This is a genomic window from Pseudomonas huaxiensis, from assembly GCF_003231275.1.
In the GTDB taxonomy this organism is placed as follows: domain Bacteria; phylum Pseudomonadota; class Gammaproteobacteria; order Pseudomonadales; family Pseudomonadaceae; genus Aquipseudomonas; species Aquipseudomonas huaxiensis.
Genome location: NZ_QKVL01000014.1, coordinates 47,420 through 64,981 on the forward strand (window position 1 = coordinate 47,420; position 17,562 = coordinate 64,981).

Genomic DNA, 17,562 nt, shown 5'->3' on the forward strand with positions numbered 1-17,562 from the left:
GCCTTGCGGTTATGTTTATCCACTGAATGCGGAGTATCCGAACATGCCAAAAATGAAAACCAAAAGCGGTGCCGCGAAGCGTTTCCTGAAAACTGCTTCCGGCTTCAAGCACAAGCACGCTTTCAAGAGCCACATCCTGACCAAAATGTCGACCAAGCGTAAACGTCAACTGCGTGGTAGCAGCTTGCTGCACCCGTCGGACGTTGCAAAAGTCGAGCGCATGCTGCGCGTACGTTAATTTCGGTCAAAGATAGAGGAAGTTACTCATGGCTCGTGTAAAGCGTGGCGTCATCGCTCGTAAGCGTCACAAGAAAATTCTGAAACTGGCTAAAGGTTACTACGGTGCACGCTCGCGCGTATTCCGTGTTGCCAAGCAAGCGGTCATCAAGGCAGGCCAGTACGCCTACCGCGACCGTCGTCAGAAAAAACGTCAGTTCCGCGCTCTGTGGATCGCCCGTATCAACGCTGGTGCTCGTATCAACGGTCTGTCCTACAGCCGTCTGATCGCCGGTCTGAAAAAGGCGTCCATCGAGATCGACCGTAAGGTTCTGGCTGATCTGGCAGTGAACGAAAAAGCGGCGTTTGCTGCGATTGTCGAGAAAGCTAAAGCCGTTCTGGCTTAAGTACCCACGACAATCATTCGCCGCTGAATCCGGCGGCGAATGTTAAACGTCATAAATAGGGGAAGAGCCTGTAAGCTCTTCCCCTATTTCGTATCTGGAGTCTGTACATGGAAAACCTGGATGCGCTGGTCTCTCAAGCCCTGGAGGCTGTGGAGCGCGCCGAAGACATCAATGCCCTGGAGCAGATCCGGGTTCAATTCCTTGGCAAGAAAGGCGAGCTGACCCAGGTGATGAAGACCCTGGGCAACCTGCCTGCTGAAGAGCGTCCGAAAGTCGGCGCCCTGATCAACGATGCCAAGGAACGCGTTACCGAAGTGCTCAATGCGCGCAAGGCCGCCTTCGAAGAAGCCGAGCTCAGTGCTCGCCTGGCTGCCGAGTGCATTGACGTGACCTTGCCGGGCCGTGGCCAGACCTCCGGTGGTTTGCACCCGATCACCCGTACCCTCGAGCGTATCGAGCAGTTCTTCACCCATATCGGCTACGGCATCGCCGAAGGTCCTGAGGTCGAAGACGACTATCACAACTTCGAAGCGCTCAACATTCCCGGCCACCACCCGGCGCGGGCAATGCATGACACCTTCTATTTCAATGCGAACATGCTGCTGCGGACCCACACCTCGCCGGTGCAGGTGCGGACCATGGAGTCCTCGCAGCCACCTATTCGTATCGTCTGCCCGGGCCGCGTCTATCGTTGCGACTCGGACCTGACCCACTCGCCGATGTTCCACCAGGTCGAAGGCCTGCTGGTCGATCGCGACATCAATTTCGCCGATCTCAAAGGCACCATCGAAGAGTTCCTGCGGGTGTTCTTCGAAAAAGAACTGGCGGTACGTTTCCGTCCTTCGTTCTTCCCCTTCACCGAGCCTTCGGCTGAAGTCGATATCCAGTGCGTGATGTGCAGTGGCAAAGGCTGCCGCGTCTGCAAGCAGACGGGCTGGCTGGAAGTCATGGGTTGCGGCATGGTTCACCCGAACGTGCTGCGCATGTCTGGCATCGACCCCGAAGAGTTCTCGGGCTTCGCCTTCGGCATGGGCGCCGAGCGCCTGGCCATGCTGCGTTACGGCGTCAACGATTTGCGCCTGTTCTTCGACAACGACTTGCGGTTCCTTGCGCAATTTCGCTAGGTCGCGCACCCGTAACGAATCTTTCAGGAGAGCAGGATGAAATTCAGTGAAAAATGGCTGCGCGGTTGGGTCAACCCGCAGGTTTCCCGTGACGAGCTGGTAGCTCGCCTGTCGATGGCCGGACTTGAGGTCGACAGCGTGACTCCGGCCGCTGGCCAATTCAGCGGTATCGTGGTGGGCGAGGTGCTGAGTACCGAGCAGCATCCGGATGCCGACAAGCTGCGCGTTTGCCAGGTGAGCAACGGCAGTGAAACCTTCCAGGTCGTGTGCGGTGCGCCAAACGTACGCCCAGGCCTGAAAATCCCGTTCGCCATGATCGGTGCCGAACTGCCGGGCGACTTCAAGATCAAGAAGGCCAAGCTGCGCGGCGTGGAGTCCAACGGCATGCTGTGCTCGGCCTCCGAACTGCAGATCAGCGACGACAATGACGGTCTGCTGGAACTGGCGGCTGATGCTCCGGTTGGTCAGGACATTCGTGAATACCTGGACCTGGATGACGCCAGCATCGAGGTCGACTTGACCCCGAACCGCGGCGATTGTCTTTCCCTGGCGGGTCTGGCGCGTGAAGTTGGCGCCCTGTACGCCGCTCCGGTCACCCGTCCGGTCGTTCCTGTCGTGGCTGCGGTCCATGATGAAGTCCGTCCGGTCGACGTGCTGGCGCCAGCCGCTTGCCCACGTTACCTGGGGCGAGTGATCCGCAACGTCGACCTTTCACGTCCTACCCCGCTGTGGATGGTTGAACGCCTGCGTCGCGCCGACGTTCGCAGCATCGACGCTGCTGTCGACATCACCAACTATGTGATGCTCGAGCTGGGTCAGCCACTGCACGCCTTCGATCTCGCCGAAATCAACGGCGGCATTCGCGTGCGCATGGCTGAAGAGGGCGAGAAGCTGGTTCTGCTGGATGGTCAGGAAGTCACCCTGCGTGCCGACACCCTGGTCATCGCAGACCACAGCCGTGCCCTGGCCATCGCGGGTGTGATGGGTGGCGAGCACAGCGGTGTGTCCGCTACAACGCGGGACATTTTCCTGGAAAGTGCTTTCTTCGAGCCGATTTCGGTCGCTGGCAAAGCCCGTTCCTACGGCCTGCACACCGATGCCTCGCACCGTTACGAGCGCGGCGTTGACTCGCAACTGGCTCGCGAAGCCATGGAGCGTGCGACTGGTCTGCTGCTTGAGATCGTCGGTGGTGAAGCCGGCCCGGTCATCGAGACACTGAGCGAGCAGCACCTGCCGCAGGTTGCGCCGATCACTCTGCGTGCCGAGCGTGTGACCCAGATGCTGGGCATGGAAATGCCTGATGCTGAAGTTGAGCAACTGCTCAACGCGCTGGGCCTGAAAACCACCGCCGGTGAAGGGCAGTGGCAGGTCGAAGTGCCAAGTCACCGCTTTGATATCAGCCTGGAAGTCGACCTGATCGAAGAGCTGGGTCGCCTGTACGGTTACAACCGCCTGCCGGTTCGTTACCCGCAAGCGCGTCTTGCTCCGCAGGCTCGCGCGGAGTCCCGCAGCGAGCTGCCGATCTTGCGCCGTCTGTTGGTTGCCCGTGGCTATCAAGAAGCGATCACCTACAGCTTCATCGATCCGAAACTGTTCGAACTGTTCAGCCCAGGCGTCGAACCGCTGCTGCTGGCCAACCCGATCTCCAACGACATGGCGGCCATGCGTGCTTCCCTGTGGCCGGGTCTGGTCAAGGCGTTGCAACACAACCTGAACCGCCAGCAGGATCGCGTGCGTCTGTTCGAGAGCGGTCTGCGTTTCGTTGGTCAGCTCGACGGTCTGCAACAGCAGCCGATGCTGGCAGGTGTGGTGTGTGGCAGCCGCCTGCCGGAAGGCTGGGCAAATGGTCGCGACGGCATCGACTTCTTCGACGTGAAAGCGGATGTGGAAGCGCTGCTGAGCTCGTCGGGCTCGCTGGGTGACTTCACCTTCGTTGCCGGCAAGCACCCGGCGCTGCATCCTGGCCAGACCGCACGTATCGAGCGCAACGGTCATGAAGTGGGTTATCTGGGTGCGCTGCATCCTGAACTGGTCAAGACTCTCGGCCTGGACCGTACTGTCTACGTCTTCGAGCTGGTGCTGGATGAAGTAGTGGAAGGGCGACTGCCGAAATTCCACGAACTGTCCAAGTTCCCGGAAGTGCGTCGTGACCTGGCCTTGGTGGCTGGTCGTGATGTGGCGTCGAATGCCGTCCTGGAAGTTATCCGTGATAACGCGGGTGAGTGGCTCACGGACCTCAGGCTGTTTGATGTCTATCAGGGTAAAGGTATTGATCCTGATAGAAAAAGCCTGGCCGTCGGCTTGACCTGGCAGCATCCATCGCGCACTCTTAACGACGATGAGGTGAATGCCACTACCCAGAATATCCTCACCTCGCTCGAACAAAGGTTGAACACCACGTTAAGGAAATAGCGGATGGGTGCTCTGACGAAAGCTGAGATGGCAGAACGGCTGTACGAGGAGCTGGGCCTGAACAAGCGAGAGGCCAAGGAATTGGTCGAGCTGTTCTTTGAGGAAATCAGGCACGCTCTTGAAGACAACGAGCAGGTCAAATTGTCCGGTTTCGGCAATTTCGACCTGCGCGACAAGCGCCAGCGTCCGGGACGCAACCCGAAAACGGGTGAAGAAATCCCGATCACTGCACGTCGCGTCGTCACCTTTCGTCCAGGGCAGAAACTGAAGGCCCGGGTTGAGGCTTATGCTGGAACCAAGCCATAACGACGAACTCCCGCCTATCCCGGGAAAACGCTACTTCACCATTGGTGAAGTGAGTGAGCTTTGTGCGGTAAAACCGCACGTGCTGCGTTACTGGGAGCAGGAGTTTCCTCAGCTCAACCCGGTCAAGCGGCGTGGAAACCGTCGCTATTATCAGCGCCAGGATGTGCTGATGATCCGTCAGATCCGCGCCTTGCTGTACGACCAGGGTTTCACCATCGGCGGTGCGCGCTTGCGGCTGTCCAGTGATGAGGCCAAGGACGACACCACCCAGTACAAACAACTGATCCGGCAGATGATTGCCGAGTTGGAAGATGTATTGGTGGTTCTGAAGAAGTAAGCCTCAGTTGAATGCGGAAGGTATTGTGAAAAATAATCCTTCCAAAATTCAAAAGCTTAAGGTAGATTCTTCATCGTTCTCAGCAGTATCGAGAGCATCGTCGGGGCGTAGCGCAGCCCGGTAGCGCACTAGCATGGGGTGCTAGGGGTCGAGTGTTCGAATCACTCCGTCCCGACCAACAAACTCCAATGGATGAGGCCAATGTTCACAGCATTGGCCTTTTTCATGTGCGTGACTTTTGCGTGACTTCTCCTGATTTCATGCCTTTCTCCTGCTCAACATCGTGAGAACCGGCCCGCGCGAATCTGTAGCGGACACCCTGTTTGCTGCCTCGATCAATTGCCCTATCTCGGCGCCCGAGTAATGGCTGGTGATGCTTCCGTTCTTGTGGCCCAGCAATGCCTTGCGGTCTTCCTCGGTCACCCCTGCTGCCTTCAGCCTCCTGCCGAATGTGTGCTTCAAGTCGTGCACCCTGAATGAAGCAAAGCCCTCGTGTGCTGGGTGCAGCTTCTTTTCCTGCCAAGCCTTGGCAGCCCGCGCCCTGGCTTTCTTCCAGGCCGAATCGTTCATCCGGTGGAGCGGCGTATCTGCGTGATACGGGAAAACCCATTCCTTGCTGATCCCGCGCTGCTGGTTTATCACCGAGCGAGCCACGCTATTCATCACCACCAGGCGCTCGTCGCCATTCTTCACGCCCGAGTTTTCCGTTCGACCCCCGAAGTCAGCGGGGATCAAGAAGACGCTTGCGTCGATCTCCGGGACGTAAATCTCCCAATCCCACCTCAGCTTGCAAACTTCCTGCTCCCGGCAGCCGGTGTTCACTTTGAACAGCGCCATCTTGTGCAGGTGGTTTGGCAGTTCGCCGAACAGAACCGCTTGCTCTTCCCATGACATCGGGTATGGCTTGCGTGCAGAGCGCTTCTCTTCGAGCATCGTGATCATCGGCACGTTGTCCAGCCATGGTCGTTGCTCGGCATCCCGCCACTTCCTTGCGCAAAGATTCAGGATCCTGACGACGCGCTGCAGGCCGATGTTGATGGTCCTGTTCGATACACCGGCCTTTGTCTTGCCTGCGCTCTTTCGATCCCTGATGTACTGCGCCAACGTCCCGTCATCGATATGCCCCACAGGAAGGTCACCGATGTACGGGTCCAGCAGCTTCAGGTGGGTCGCCGTCAGCCAGATCGAAGGCTGATCTGCGAAGTCCACCAGGTACTTCGTCGCGGCCTCCCGCCACGTTCTGACCCTGCGCACGCCATAGACCTTCTGCTGCCGCAACTGCTCCAGCCTGAAGATCAGGTACCTTTCCGCTTCCTCCCTTTCGCGGCTTCCAGTGCTTTCGTAAAGTCGCTCACCGTTGACCTTCTTGTCGATGTGCCAGATTCCGTTCCTCTGTGAGAGGCCCGTGATGGTCTTTCGCGCCATGTGTATTCTCCTGCTTGGCGCTCGCTGCGGGCCGATTCTGTCCCTTGAGCACCTGGTTTCGCAATCGCTGTGGCTTGGATGTAGCTGCTGATCCAGGCGTCAAGTTCCTGCCGGTCAAAGCCGATGCCGCGCTCGCCGACAGGGAATTCGCTAACATGAGGCCTGACCGTCTTGTTGAACTCGGCCCGGCTCATTCCAAGGTAGGCCGGGGCTGCGCCTGCGCGAAGGATGCGCGGCTGTGGAGCGCTGGCGGTTTCCATGTGATGGTCTCCACGCCGCCGGTGGCGGCAGGCTGGGTCAGGCCGTGGCCTTTGCGATGGTTTGCTCGAAGCGCGCGGCCAGGCCGGCATTGACCTCGGCCTTCGCCAGGCTATCGGCGGTGCCTTTGGCACGGTGCAGTATTTCGTAAGCTCGCAACTGGGCAGCGGCGTCGATCAGATCTGCCAGCAACTCTCCGCGCTGAATCGTCAACCGTTGAATTCTGGTGACGATTGGCTCGCTGGTCTTCGGCATCTGCTCCAAGCCGCCAGTGTCGATGCCTGCACATGCGTTAACGCATGCCACGATGCGACGGGCGTTGGCTTGCGACCTTGGGCCGAAGAACCATTTTCCAGGCGTTTCCCTCGGGTCGACATTACAGGCCGAGGCAATACCGAACCGCATATCATCGGCCGGGCTGATCTCACGTTGGTCATTTGGGTCGACAGACCAAGGTTCAGGCGTGTGTTTCGTCATGACAATAGCTCTCCATGCCCGCGCATGTCGGCGGGGTTGAGTTGTAGGGGGAGGGGTCAGCGCTTTTCGACGTCGGTCGTGATGGCTTCGACGATCACTGGGCCGAGGATTCGTGTGCTGGCGACATGATCCTTGAACACCTTATTGAGACGACCAATCGCAGCCTCGCGGGCTTGTCGGTAAACCTGGTCGATGGTGCAGTCGGGGCCCCAGCTTCCGAGGTTGGATAGCTCGATTGTGATGGTGACCTTGGCGCCGGCGGTGGTCCTTGCGCGAGGCTTGCTCATCGCGGCCACCTCCATACGTGGTAGGCCATGTAGGCGAGGGCGATCATGCTGACCTCCGTTCAGGCTTACCGTACAAGTCGTACTCGGGGCGCTCTGGCGGATACGCTTCGGCAGTCAGCGCCTGGTCGATGGCTGCGCGCAGGTTCTCGTTGTAATTCTCACCGAGAACCCGCTGGTATGGCTTGCCCTCATAGTGTCCGACGATCTCGATTCCGATGCTGTAGTCGCCGTCCATGCCGTTGGAGTGACTCTCGAAGCGGACATCCCAACAGCACGATTCAAGAGCGTTCAATCGTTCACGGTCCCGACGCAACCCCTCCAGCTCGACACTGGAGACGATGGCGAAGTGGGTTTTCTTCTTGCTCACAGCGAATACCTCTCTTCATTCCAGCGCGCTGGCGCTTGGGCTGGTGTTGGTCCGTTGTTTTCTTGTTCGTGCGGGGAGAGCTGGCGCTCGCTACCGGCCTGCGCGACCGGGGTGCAATTCAATTGCGTGACACCCATGCTGGCGCGAATGCGGCGTGCTTCATCTCGGTCGCTAAGCGCCGCCATGCCCAACGCAAGCATCGCGAGAAAGCCAACGCACCAGATGAACGACATGACTCGCCAGGCGCGTGCTTGGTTTTGATAGCTCATGGCTGGATCCTCTTGAACTCGACTACCCAGACCCATGGGTTGGCGCTCCATGAATCCATGCCGTTGAGCTTCACCCAGAGCCCTCCGAACAGCTCCACAGGGGAGTAGCCGTTGCCATCTGGGTCAATGTCTCGCTCCGCGCTCATCACGCCCTCGGCCAGCGCTTGCTGCTCGCTGATGTCCTGCAGCCGCTCGACACGGACGTCGGTGATCTCCAACAGGATTCGGCAGGCCCAGCGTGGCATGTGGATGCTCGGCTTCCACACCGGCTGCTCTTGCTCGTACGGAGTCAGGCCGTCAGCGGCATAGACAAGGGTTCCGTCCTCGCGGGCTTCCGCAATATCGAGATCGGCTGGTTTCAGGTATGGCCCGCGCAGGACTTCGAAGTGATCGCAGTACCATGTCTCGCGCACCCACAGGCGGTCGCCGGGTCGGCCCAGCGGGCAAAGTTTGTTCGCGGCTTTCAGCTTCAGCTCACCTTCTTGCGGCTCCAGGCAAACTTGGAGCAGGTCAGTCATCTTCACCGCTCGCCGGGTGACGGCCTTATCACCATCCAGAATGGCGCGGACCATCGGTCCACTGAACAGGATCGGGCGTTCCTTTGTTTGAGACATAGCTTCGCCTTGGCCGCCATATCGCGGCAGTTGAATAGAGGGGAGAGGTGTTAAGGCGGGATGGAGTACAAATGTGCTCTTTGCGGAATTCAGTCGCCGCAGAAACAGTCAATGTCTTCTGAGTGGCCAAACACATCCATCTGGCCTTTGTAGTTCTCGGCGTACCACGCAAGGTGGGAGTATTTCGGGCGATCCATGCGGAACACCTGGTTGAATTTTTCCTCAGCCCCGGACCAGAACAGCACGCGCTCAGGTTCAGCCTGGATGGCCTTGAATATCTTGTCCTCTCCCTTTTTCCAGCACAGGTCACAGTTTCCTAGGTCAGAGTCCATACCCAGGTCGAAGTCCTGCTCCTGCCAGAAGGCGGCAACATCCTCCTTGGTGATGCCTGCGGTGTAGGAGGGGCAGACATTGTCCCAGCGGGTTCCGCCCTTGGCATTGGCCGCCATCATGCGGTGATATCGCCCCGGCTCGTCTTTGCGAATACCTACTACGCAATCCCATTCGTCATAGCCCAGTGAGCGCATGTGCTTCTCGCCAATTTTGATTTTCAGGTAGGCGGTGCACATGTTGTTTGAGAAGTTCGGCAGCACTGGACCCAATCCCTTTTCCTGCTTCCGATACTCGGCGTAGTAGTCGAGCATCATGGTGAAGGGCTCGCCGTTTCGGCTTGCGGTCTCGAAGTCGACGATCTTGTACCAAGGCGCATCGTCCGGCTGGCCGTACACCCGGCACCACTCCATCCAGACGATATTGACGCCCCAGTGCTTGGCCATGGCGTCGATGAATACCAGCGTCTCCTCCCGTTCCTTGCCGGTGTTCTGGAAGAAGGCGTGCACGTCTGCTGGTAGCTTGCCGCCGTGGGCCTCCAGTATTTTCCAGAGCATGTGCCCGCTGGTGCGGCCACCACTGACGCCGATCTGCGCCGGTCCAGTGATCTGGTAGGGGTTCATGGGCAATCTCCATTGCAGGCGCCGCCCTCGCCGGGGAGGCGTTATCGTTGAATAGGGGAAGGCGCTGGCGGTCAGCGCTTAGGATAGGTCTTGGTGAGATCGCCGCTGACGACATGCCCGCGGCGAAGAACGAGGTTGGCCAGCGCTGCACGATCCCGCTGGCTGTGACTGGCCTGACCGAGCAAGCCGAAGTAGCTGTTTGCCGTCTCGCGCAATTTTTCCGCCGGCACCGCCGCCGTTCGCTTGAGCGCCTGAGCCACAGACTTCTTGCGAGTGGTGCGCCGCCATGGCTTGATCACATGCCCGACGAAGTCCACGCCGCGGTCGATTGGCTGAAGGATCGTCTTCGTCGGGTTGAGTTTGGTGCCCAGCCCGGGCAAGAATTGCTCGATCCGCCACAACCATTCGTTGAGCTGCTGCGGCGACTCATGCAGCAACACGAAGTCGTCTACGTAGCGGATGTAGTGCCGAACCTTCAGCGCGTGCTTGCAGAACTGGTCCAGGGCGTCGAGGTAGACGTTCGCGAAGAACTGCGAGGACAGGTTTCCGATGGGTAGGCCGAGGTGGGCTGGCTGCGCGGTGAGTCGCTTGTGCTGCGGCACCCGGTTGAACAGGTGCCGAGGGCTGCGGATCTCGTAGGCGTCTCGCGGGTCATGCCAGAGCACCTGCAGCGCCAGTGTGCGAAACCACGGATCAGCGATTCGCCGCTCAAGCTGCCCGGCAAGGACCCGCTTGTCGATCGACACGAAGAAGTTCGCGAGGTCGCATTTCAGGTAGAAGCCCGGCCGCGTCCAGTTGTGCGTCTGGCTACGGATCTTCGATTCAAGCCGCTGGCCTGCGTACAGCGTGCCGCGACCGGTGATACAGGCGCAGGAGTCCGCTATGAAGCTGCTTTCGATCTGTGGACCGATGCGGTTGTAGAGAAGGTGATGAACGATCCGGTCGCGGAAGTCGGCGGCCCATACCTCTCTGGCCTTGGGCCGGGTTACCACGAAACAGATTGATCGGCCTGGCCGGTATCGGCCGATGACCAGGTCGCGGTGAAGATCCGTCAGGTTCCGCTCCAGGCCCATTTCGAAAGCCAGCGCACTGTTGCTGTTGCGCTTCGAGCGCCGGCAATCGTAGTAAGCCTGGACCAGTTCGCTGAACGGGTAGGGGGTCGAATCTGCGGACGGGGCGGACGCGGAGCTCGTTGTTCTTGTCGTTGTTGTTCTGATTGCCATCATCGAAGTTCATGTTGAATGCGTTGTTGGCGGAGCGCTGCGACCTGTCGTGCTATCTACGTCGCCCTGGCGATTGCTCATCAGGGAAACTGCGCTGGACCTACACGGACGCTTTAGACCGGCGGTATCCATGGGTGCGCATGGCGGTGATCTCAGATCAGCGGCACGACCAGATTCAATTCGCACAGGCCAGAAAGCCGTAACCTTCAGGCAGCGGGCGCGGTTGGGGTGAAGCGTTTCCAGGCGTTAGCCTGCTTGCCGATCGAGGTGGTGACCTCCATTGTTCCGGCATGCTGGGCGACGCTGATGAAGCGGTTGTCCTTGAAGAGGCGCATGAGCAGTTCGATCACCTGGACTTTCTCGACCAGCACCGTCAGGTGAGGTCTTTTGTCCTGGGTGGCGTTTGCCCTGGCAATGAGGATCAGCACGTCGACGCACTCATCAATCACCCGCCGGCCAAGCGATTGCTTGAGCTCCCGAGGGATGTTCTTGGTGATGTTCGTCGCCATCTGCAACAGGCCACTTGCGGCCTTGTAGATCGAAAGATCGGTGTGCATTGCCATTGTGTGCGCCCCTCCCTGGGCTGCCGGCCGCAAGCGGCCGGTTAAATAAATGAATTACTGAATAAGCTCGCTGCGGACGGGGCGGACGCGGAGCTCGAGGCCCTTGCCGAGGTCGTACTGAATGCCACCAACGAAGAGCATGTAGAACGCGCCGTCGGCGGAGCGCTGCGAACTCGACCAGTACGCCGCATCGCGGAATGCCTCTGGCCCGCCTTCGCGGAATGCTTCGTGAGCGGTCTGCACCGGATCTTCCTCGCTGTACAGCAGGCCTACCGGCTCGCTGTTCGGGTTGTCACCGCTGCGGGCGTACTGCCAGTTCGCCTCAGTTGTCGGCTTGAAGTGGCGGTATTGCGGCTCCTGCTGATCGCGCGCCGGGATAGCCCAGTCGTTGTGGCCACCGATGGTCAAAGCCAGAACCTTCTGCGCCAGTTCACTGCCGGCCGCCGCCATTGCCTCGGTATTGGCTCGCCCATTGACGAAGCTGTCAGCGCCTTCGATCTTCACGCCGTATTTGCCCCAGGCGCCGACAAGTTCATGCTCGGCGCCGGCGGTGATGTTCCGGAAACGATTGCCGGTTTCGGGGTCGACAGTGATGCTGGAGAAGAACCCGCCGCCGTAGGGCTGGCCGATCACCAAGATTACTTCGGGTGCTGCTTTTTCAACTGCGCTCATGTGCTGCTCCTTTTGTGCAGGCAACAAAAAAGGCGCTGATGCGCCCCTGGTCGAATGAATGAAGGATTAAATAAAGAATCTGCGGACGGGGCGGACGCGGAGCTCGCCGCCCTTGACGCCGTAGTCCTGACAGCCATCATCGAAGTCCATGAAGAATGCGAGGCTGGCGGAGCGCTGCGAGCTGCTCCAGTACGCGCCTTCTGCGATCAGCCCATGCACCCAGGCCTGATAAAGCTGGGATGCCGCTGGCAGATCGAAGTCGGCATGTCCGTCAGCCTGGTGCGCCCGAGCTGCTTCGGCAGCAGGGTGCCCGCCCTCGGCGATCAAGATATCGGTGTTAACCTTGCCGTCGTGCCGGCTGGTTGCCTTCGACTCTTTGTTCCGGCCGCCCCATTCGTGCTCGCCGACGTCCTCGTGAGCGAAGATGAGGTAGTGCGCCGGGACATCGCCGATGGCCGGGACGAATCCGCCGTTGATGCCGCCTTGGCCTGGCCATGGCTGGCCGATCTCTGGAATTCCGACTGGAGTTACGGGTTGTGGCGCATTTGCTGCCGGCGGCAGTACTTGGGCGAAGACGCTAGCCAGTGCGATCTGGGCAAGCGAAGACGCCGGCATTTTGATGGTGGTCTCACCATGCTTCATGGTTACCATTTCAGGCTTCATGCTGATTCCTCGCTGAGGTGATCGTCTTGTGTGATGCGCAGCGTCTCGCGCTGGCGGAAGTTTTCGAGCTTTCGCGCCACGATTGGAGAGATAGTGATTTTGTGGCGCGGCGGTGTAAGGAAGTGGATGGCAGCTTCTCGGCCAAGCTCATGAAGCCGATGGATCATCAGTGTCATGGCCTCGCCATTTTCTTCGAGGCCTGCCCATGCCATCAGGTCCGTGAGGGCCTGCTTAGTCCCTGGGCGAACCTTCAAGCGAAGGTCTTCTTCCTGCAGCCTGGCTGCTTTGATGCGGCGTTTCTCATCACGCTGCTGCTGCGTCAGAGCCATCATCGCCCCCATTGCGCATGAAGGTGGTGCCCGTCCCGATGTTGAGCAGGTCGCACACCCGGTTGATGATCTTGAGCGCGGCGTCGAACACCTTGGCGTCGTCCGGCTCGCGGGCCAGGCGCTTCATGTTAGGCTGGTGCTCGAGGCAGACCTTGTCGACCAGGCGCCGCGCCAGCTTGCGCAGCTCGTCGGCACTGTCGTGTTCGCGCAGGCTCAGCGCAAAGGCCAGAGCCACATCATCAGGCCGGTACTGGCCGCCGCTGCGGGTGTTGTACAGCTTCTTCACCGGCCGATTCATCCAGGCCGGGAGGGTTACCACTCCGGAAGGTGCTTTTTGCATGAGGGCGCTCCGTGAGGCCGCTGGGAGGCAGATGGAACTGTTCTTGCCGCCGGCGCTGGCGGACCCTGAAGTTCAAACTGGACCGTCGCATCGCTTGCCCTCAGCCTTCGGGTAGTCGATGCCGAACAGGTGGATGACCCGGCAGAACTTTCTGTCTGAAATGCTCAGCTTGGTCTTTGCTTGGGAGCGACTTAGCCCTGCATCGCGGAGGCTGGCGATCTGTCCGGCCAGAGCCTTGTCTGCTGCTGGGTCCGTATAGGTTCTATTCTTTTCGCCGTGACCACGCTTCGGGTCTTTGCGAAAGCAGAAACATCCTTCCATGGCCGCCCGGTACAGAGTGGTCTGGGATAGACCTGTATGCGCTACGGCCTCGGCATAGGTCATGGTCTTGGCGATCTTGCGCAACTCGGCCAACTGCTCCTCGCGCTTCTGCGCCTTCTGGCTAATCGGCTTTGGCTGCACAGCGCGCACCTTTTCGATATCGCGGTGCGGGCGCGGCGGAACGTACTCGAAGCCGTCCAGCACGATGATGCTGCCTCCAGATGCAAGGAAGGCCGCTTGTGCGGCCTCCAGGTCGATTGATGGATTCATGTCGGCCTCACTTTATTCGGATCGAACTCTCGCCGCGCTCCAGATGCGCCCAGGCCGGCTCGGGGATCAGTTCGTGTTCGCAGTCTTCACCAGCGGAAATGCGCTTGCGGACGGCGTCGTTGTGCTCTCGGTCAGCCTTGAGCTTGGCGGCTATCGCTTTTTTGTCTGGATCCTGGGTTACAGCCACTCGGACCAGTTCGAGCGGAACATCTTCCAATTTGTCTACGATCACCTTCTCTGGCGCTGCGGCCAGGGTGATAGTAAACAGTGGCCGCTTGATCGACGTGAGTTTGGCTGCCTCCATATTGCGGCGTAGATAATCACTAATCTGCGTGACGGCGTTCTTCTTGACTCGCTTGAGCTCAGTTAATCGCTCGATCTCTGCATCAATGGCAAGGACCTCGCCGTCGATATTCCGGCGCAGCATGACAATGTTGTCGGCCTTCTCGCCGAACTCTCCCGCGATGCCATCCATGGTGTCTTGGATTGCCCGCCCGAGACCTTCGTCGTCGGTATCGGCCATAGCGGCCAACTCCGTCATCTGCTTGGTAAGCGTGTAGAGGCTACTCATGCGACTGTCTCCTGGGTGAGTTGTGGAGATAGAGCGGCAAGCTCTTTGGCAACACGCTGAACACCGGCCGAGTCATTGCGAGCACCAAGCCTGCGGACTGCGGCGTCATGAATCTTCTTGAGCTCGTACAGGCTTTGTGCGCCCTTCATCGTCTCGATGGTCGTTTTGATGAAGTCCAGTCGTTCCTGCTTCTGGCGCTCCTCTTCCGCGAGCCGATCATCAGCCTTGCTGATCGCCACTTCATCACGCACTGCATCGACATACGAAGCGTCGTCGAACATGCCCATGTGGATGTCAGCCGAGAAGCCCAGAGGCTGGAGGCACTTGCCGATGGCATCAGTGAGAGACTTCTTCGCAGCCTCCCAGTCCGTGATGATCTTGCCCTGCTGTAGAAGCACAAACGGCGTATGGCCGTAGTGCTCGACGGTGCATTTCTGGCCGTCTTTGCCCAAGTACCAAAGCTGAATCTTGAGCGTGTGCAGCTTGGCGGTTATCAGCGGGGCCTCTGGCCATTCCTTGGTCGGCGCCTGGAGCGGCGCGCCGTCATCAAAACGATCCTCAAGAACAGTCCAGCCCCAGCCCTCACCGCAAGGCCCGAAGACTTCGGTCGCTTTGCGCATCAGGTAGGTTGGCTTGATCGCGGTTCCCTTGAAACCGCCCATGCCTGTGAAGTTTTTGGTGGCGCTCGGGTCGGTCGTATCGACCTGGTCCCATATGCGCATGTTGTCGGACATTGATAGCTCCATGCGCAGCTCTGGGCGGCGCCGTCAGTTGGAATAGGGAATGCCAGGTCACGCAGGCATGAGATTTGACCCACGCCCTGGCTGCCGGTGATGGTTGCGCGCTCTTGCCGGCTTACGCTCCCGAAGGGGTACGGTTATCCCGAAGGCCCGCCGTGCTCGGGTGCGTGTGATTCAGGAAGTGGCTGCGGCGATGGTGCGCTCGAAGCGGGATGCCAACTCGGCGTTGACCTCAGCCTTCTTCAGGCTGTCGTCGGTCTCCTTGGCTCGGTGCAAGGCTTCGTAGCGGCGCAGGGTGGCGGCGGCCTCGATCAGGTCGGCCAAGAGGTTTGGCGCCTGAGAGATCAGCTTGGCGTCAGCCTCTTCGTAGACGAAGTCGACTACCTGCTCCTGATCTTCGTTGAAGTCGATGGCGTAGCCGGTATGGCCGCGAAGGCCGACATTTGGAACTGGTCGGGCCACCCATGGGCCCGGCGTGTGCTTTTGTGCGGACATGCGAATCTCCCGCGCCATCCATGCGGCGGGCGCTGATGTGGTAGTTACTGAGTGATGGAGCCGGCCAGAGAGCTGGCGAGCATGAAGAAGGTGCAGGCGAAGAGCATCGAGAAGGATCCGCGCCAGATGTACAGGCGGCGGGCTCGCTGGTAGCTGGTCATCGCTTAGGCTCAAGGGATTTGATTGCAGACTTGCCCAATGCACGCAGAGAGCGCCTGAAGTTTCCGAGGTCTCGGCGTGCTTTCTTGCGCTCCCTGACGAAGTACCAGGCTCGGGCGCAGTGAACGCATGCCTGGTTGAGCAGGTAATCCGAGACTTCCTCGTCATTCAGACTGCGGTCTTCGTCTTGCGACCACTCTCGGAAGGCGTCCCACATATGCGTCTTGCGACGATCTTTCTCGTCGTAAAGGATCTTCCAGTGCTCTTCGCTTCCATTCGGCCAAGGCAGATCGCCAAGTTCAGGGTATGGATTAGCAGGCTTCGGACCAATCAAGTCGAAGCGGTTTTCGCATTGACCAAGGTGAAGTCCGATCTCGGCCGTCAATGACTTGATCCGCTGCAAGACTGATTCGTGAGCGGCCAGAGTGATGAGCATTGATCGTTCAAGCTTCATGGCAGCCTCACAACGATCATTCCGCGCCGGAGTTGCGGGCGGATCGGTGGAAGATCGGAGACCAGAAAAAAGCCCTGACGATGCAGGGCTTTGACCAGGTCGGGGATTGTTCGGGCGATGACGGTCATGGCGCCTCCTGCTTACGGTAGTTGGCGTCATACAGCGAATAACAAACCTTCCGAGCCCAGCCCTTATCAAGCATTTGCACCGCTGCAACCATGCGATTTACTTCCTGTTCACGCTCTTCCGCCGCAATCTGTTCTGGCGTTCGAGCTGGCCTCAGTGCGCCAGGAAGTGATTGTTCAACCTGGGTATTTCCGTCAGCGCTCTCGAAGGTGAAGGCAACAATTTCGAGTGACTTGGACTTGAAATGGGCAATGACAGTGCACTGGACGCCATCTTGAAGATCTCGGTGCCAAGGGTCAGAACTGCAAGCGGCGCAATCTCCCTGAAACTCGCACACCGATCCAATCGGTGGCATGCCTTCGCCATCCCAGCGATCAGGGCGCGGCGTGATGTACTCGACGGTGCCGCGCTTATGGTTGTGCCGGGTATCGCTGGTGCCTCCACCCCACGGGTAAGGTCCGCCTTCACGGCCAACCACGGCATATTGCTCGGTGTTGATCCATACCTCGGTGATGCCTTGGAAGGCGATCAGACCGTGACCCTCGGCCCAATCAGGCGCCATGCGCCAGTCGATCTTGATCACGCGACCTCCTTGCGCCCGTCAACGATCTTGTTGAGGCGTCCGCAGTAGTGTTCGAACTCTTCGATGGTGATTCGCTGGTCGCCATCATTTCGGTCAGGTGCTTCTGGATCATCACCTGCCAACTGATTGGTGTGGCCGGGTCAGCGAGCGCTTCAAGCTCTTGGTCGAGCAGAATGTGAGGACTCATGGCTAATCATCCTCGGCGTCTGCGATGACGCCATCACCCGCCAGCGGGGCCAGCAGCTCTGCGGCGATATCGCGCAGCACCTGGTCGCTGCTCAGGACCTCGGCGACGATGGATTTGCACTCGTTAATCGCGCCTCGTCGTGCGGCCAGGTACATGCGACCGTTTGCGGATCCGCTTTCCACCGTTTCGATCAGCAGCGCACTAAGGCGCTCGTCTACGGCTGTGGCGAACTGTTCATAGGTCACGCCATGAACTTGCCGGCCGGCGCGCTGAAATCTCACGTCAGCCCCGCGCAGCAGGTCAATCGTTGCGTTCTCGATCCAGATCCGTTCAGCTTCGCAGTCCTCCAGCGGCACCGGCTCGCGGTTGTCGTAGTCGAACTGGTTACGGTGCAGTTGAATGGCTGCGTTCATG

At 59.3% G+C, this 17,562-nt stretch carries 27 protein-coding genes, 1 tRNA gene and 1 pseudogene; 7 read left to right on the forward strand and 22 right to left on the reverse strand.

Annotated elements, in window-relative coordinates; all coding sequences use genetic code 11:
- Nucleotides 1-43 precede the first annotated feature (43 nt).
- The 7 genes from rpmI to DM374_RS16510 all read left to right on the forward strand — a co-directional run bounded on the left by rpmI (nucleotide 44) and on the right by DM374_RS16510 (nucleotide 4,980).
- Nucleotides 44-238: a 50S ribosomal protein L35 gene (gene rpmI, locus DM374_RS16480; protein ID WP_009394045.1), complete on the forward strand. Its 195-nt coding sequence runs from the start codon at nucleotides 44-46 to the stop codon at nucleotides 236-238.
- A gap of 28 nt (nucleotides 239-266) precedes the next feature.
- Nucleotides 267-623 (forward strand): 50S ribosomal protein L20, encoded by a 357-nt coding sequence (rplT, locus tag DM374_RS16485; RefSeq protein WP_095159233.1) that lies wholly within the window; start codon nucleotides 267-269, stop codon nucleotides 621-623.
- 107 nt (nucleotides 624-730) lie between these two features.
- Entirely contained in the window at nucleotides 731-1,747 is a 1,017-nt protein-coding gene (gene pheS / locus DM374_RS16490; protein WP_110970817.1) for a phenylalanine--tRNA ligase subunit alpha, read from the forward strand.
- 36 nt (nucleotides 1,748-1,783) lie between these two features.
- Nucleotides 1,784-4,159, forward strand: a complete 2,376-nt coding sequence (gene pheT / locus DM374_RS16495; RefSeq protein ID WP_110970818.1) for a phenylalanine--tRNA ligase subunit beta — start codon at nucleotides 1,784-1,786, stop codon at nucleotides 4,157-4,159.
- Nucleotides 4,160-4,162: 3 nt separating this feature from the next.
- The gene (gene ihfA, locus DM374_RS16500) at nucleotides 4,163-4,465 is read left to right on the forward strand and encodes an integration host factor subunit alpha (RefSeq protein WP_009394049.1); all 303 of its coding nucleotides are present in this window, start codon (nucleotides 4,163-4,165) and stop codon (nucleotides 4,463-4,465) included.
- Nucleotides 4,446-4,802, forward strand: coding sequence for a MerR family transcriptional regulator (locus DM374_RS16505; RefSeq protein ID WP_043213594.1), 357 nt, complete (start codon nucleotides 4,446-4,448; stop codon nucleotides 4,800-4,802). Before ihfA ends, DM374_RS16505 begins: the two co-directional genes overlap by 20 nt.
- 101 nt (nucleotides 4,803-4,903) lie before the next feature.
- A tRNA-Pro gene (locus DM374_RS16510) sits at nucleotides 4,904-4,980 on the forward strand.
- Between the two features lie 80 nt (nucleotides 4,981-5,060).
- Here the strand turns inward: DM374_RS16510 and DM374_RS16515 are convergent.
- The 22 genes and pseudogenes from DM374_RS16515 to DM374_RS16620 form a co-directional block, all read right to left on the reverse strand.
- Nucleotides 5,061-6,227: a tyrosine-type recombinase/integrase gene (locus DM374_RS16515; protein WP_110970819.1), complete on the reverse strand. Its 1,167-nt coding sequence runs from the start codon at nucleotides 6,225-6,227 to the stop codon at nucleotides 5,061-5,063.
- Between the two features lie 297 nt (nucleotides 6,228-6,524).
- Nucleotides 6,525-6,962: a hypothetical protein gene (locus DM374_RS16525; RefSeq protein WP_110970820.1), complete on the reverse strand. Its 438-nt coding sequence runs from the start codon at nucleotides 6,960-6,962 to the stop codon at nucleotides 6,525-6,527.
- Between the two features lie 56 nt (nucleotides 6,963-7,018).
- Entirely contained in the window at nucleotides 7,019-7,249 is a 231-nt protein-coding gene (locus DM374_RS16530) for a hypothetical protein (protein ID WP_110970821.1), read from the reverse strand.
- A gap of 43 nt (nucleotides 7,250-7,292) precedes the next feature.
- The gene (locus tag DM374_RS16535) at nucleotides 7,293-7,616 is read right to left on the reverse strand and encodes a hypothetical protein (protein WP_110970822.1); all 324 of its coding nucleotides are present in this window, start codon (nucleotides 7,614-7,616) and stop codon (nucleotides 7,293-7,295) included.
- A complete protein-coding gene (locus DM374_RS16540; protein WP_110970823.1) occupies nucleotides 7,613-7,885 on the reverse strand; it encodes a hypothetical protein in 273 nt (90 codons plus the stop codon). The genes DM374_RS16535 and DM374_RS16540 overlap by 4 nt, the downstream gene beginning before the upstream one ends.
- A complete protein-coding gene (locus DM374_RS16545) occupies nucleotides 7,882-8,499 on the reverse strand; it encodes an ASCH domain-containing protein (RefSeq protein WP_110970824.1) in 618 nt (205 codons plus the stop codon). The genes DM374_RS16540 and DM374_RS16545 overlap by 4 nt, the downstream gene beginning before the upstream one ends.
- Nucleotides 8,500-8,588: 89 nt before the next feature.
- The gene (locus DM374_RS16550) at nucleotides 8,589-9,452 is read right to left on the reverse strand and encodes an adenine nucleotide alpha hydrolase family protein (protein WP_110970825.1); all 864 of its coding nucleotides are present in this window, start codon (nucleotides 9,450-9,452) and stop codon (nucleotides 8,589-8,591) included.
- Nucleotides 9,453-9,523: 71 nt separating this feature from the next.
- A complete protein-coding gene (locus DM374_RS16555; RefSeq protein ID WP_110970826.1) occupies nucleotides 9,524-10,678 on the reverse strand; it encodes an RNA-directed DNA polymerase in 1,155 nt (384 codons plus the stop codon).
- 203 nt (nucleotides 10,679-10,881) lie between these two features.
- Entirely contained in the window at nucleotides 10,882-11,238 is a 357-nt protein-coding gene (locus DM374_RS16560) for a four helix bundle protein (RefSeq protein WP_110970827.1), read from the reverse strand.
- A gap of 54 nt (nucleotides 11,239-11,292) precedes the next feature.
- Entirely contained in the window at nucleotides 11,293-11,910 is a 618-nt protein-coding gene (locus DM374_RS16565) for a DUF1566 domain-containing protein (RefSeq protein ID WP_110970828.1), read from the reverse strand.
- A gap of 66 nt (nucleotides 11,911-11,976) precedes the next feature.
- Nucleotides 11,977-12,573, reverse strand: a complete 597-nt coding sequence (locus DM374_RS16570) for a DUF1566 domain-containing protein (protein WP_110970829.1) — start codon at nucleotides 12,571-12,573, stop codon at nucleotides 11,977-11,979.
- Nucleotides 12,570-12,902 (reverse strand): hypothetical protein, encoded by a 333-nt coding sequence (locus tag DM374_RS16575; RefSeq protein ID WP_110970925.1) that lies wholly within the window; start codon nucleotides 12,900-12,902, stop codon nucleotides 12,570-12,572. Before DM374_RS16575 ends, DM374_RS16570 begins: the two co-directional genes overlap by 4 nt.
- Nucleotides 12,877-13,242, reverse strand: a complete 366-nt coding sequence (locus tag DM374_RS16580) for a DUF7740 domain-containing protein (RefSeq protein WP_110970830.1) — start codon at nucleotides 13,240-13,242, stop codon at nucleotides 12,877-12,879. The genes DM374_RS16575 and DM374_RS16580 overlap by 26 nt, the downstream gene beginning before the upstream one ends.
- 72 nt (nucleotides 13,243-13,314) lie before the next feature.
- A complete protein-coding gene (locus DM374_RS16585) occupies nucleotides 13,315-13,833 on the reverse strand; it encodes a hypothetical protein (protein WP_110970831.1) in 519 nt (172 codons plus the stop codon).
- A 7-nt stretch (nucleotides 13,834-13,840) separates the two neighbouring features.
- The gene (locus DM374_RS16590) at nucleotides 13,841-14,404 is read right to left on the reverse strand and encodes a siphovirus Gp157 family protein (RefSeq protein WP_110970832.1); all 564 of its coding nucleotides are present in this window, start codon (nucleotides 14,402-14,404) and stop codon (nucleotides 13,841-13,843) included.
- Entirely contained in the window at nucleotides 14,401-15,138 is a 738-nt protein-coding gene (locus tag DM374_RS16595; RefSeq protein ID WP_110970833.1) for a hypothetical protein, read from the reverse strand. The genes DM374_RS16590 and DM374_RS16595 overlap by 4 nt, the downstream gene beginning before the upstream one ends.
- A gap of 180 nt (nucleotides 15,139-15,318) precedes the next feature.
- Nucleotides 15,319-15,639: a hypothetical protein gene (locus DM374_RS16600; RefSeq protein ID WP_110970834.1), complete on the reverse strand. Its 321-nt coding sequence runs from the start codon at nucleotides 15,637-15,639 to the stop codon at nucleotides 15,319-15,321.
- A gap of 157 nt (nucleotides 15,640-15,796) precedes the next feature.
- Nucleotides 15,797-16,252: a hypothetical protein gene (locus DM374_RS16605; protein ID WP_157969710.1), complete on the reverse strand. Its 456-nt coding sequence runs from the start codon at nucleotides 16,250-16,252 to the stop codon at nucleotides 15,797-15,799.
- Entirely contained in the window at nucleotides 16,249-16,380 is a 132-nt protein-coding gene (locus DM374_RS34085) for a hypothetical protein (RefSeq protein WP_263854284.1), read from the reverse strand. Before DM374_RS34085 ends, DM374_RS16605 begins: the two co-directional genes overlap by 4 nt.
- Entirely contained in the window at nucleotides 16,377-16,961 is a 585-nt protein-coding gene (locus DM374_RS16610; protein WP_110970836.1) for a hypothetical protein, read from the reverse strand. Before DM374_RS16610 ends, DM374_RS34085 begins: the two co-directional genes overlap by 4 nt.
- Nucleotides 16,958-17,148: pseudogene (locus DM374_RS33490) on the reverse strand (hypothetical protein). Before DM374_RS33490 ends, DM374_RS16610 begins: the two are co-directional and overlap by 4 nt.
- Nucleotides 17,149-17,150: 2 nt before the next feature.
- A complete protein-coding gene (locus DM374_RS16620; RefSeq protein ID WP_110970837.1) occupies nucleotides 17,151-17,561 on the reverse strand; it encodes a hypothetical protein in 411 nt (136 codons plus the stop codon).
- Between the last annotated feature and the right edge of the window lies 1 nt (nucleotide 17,562).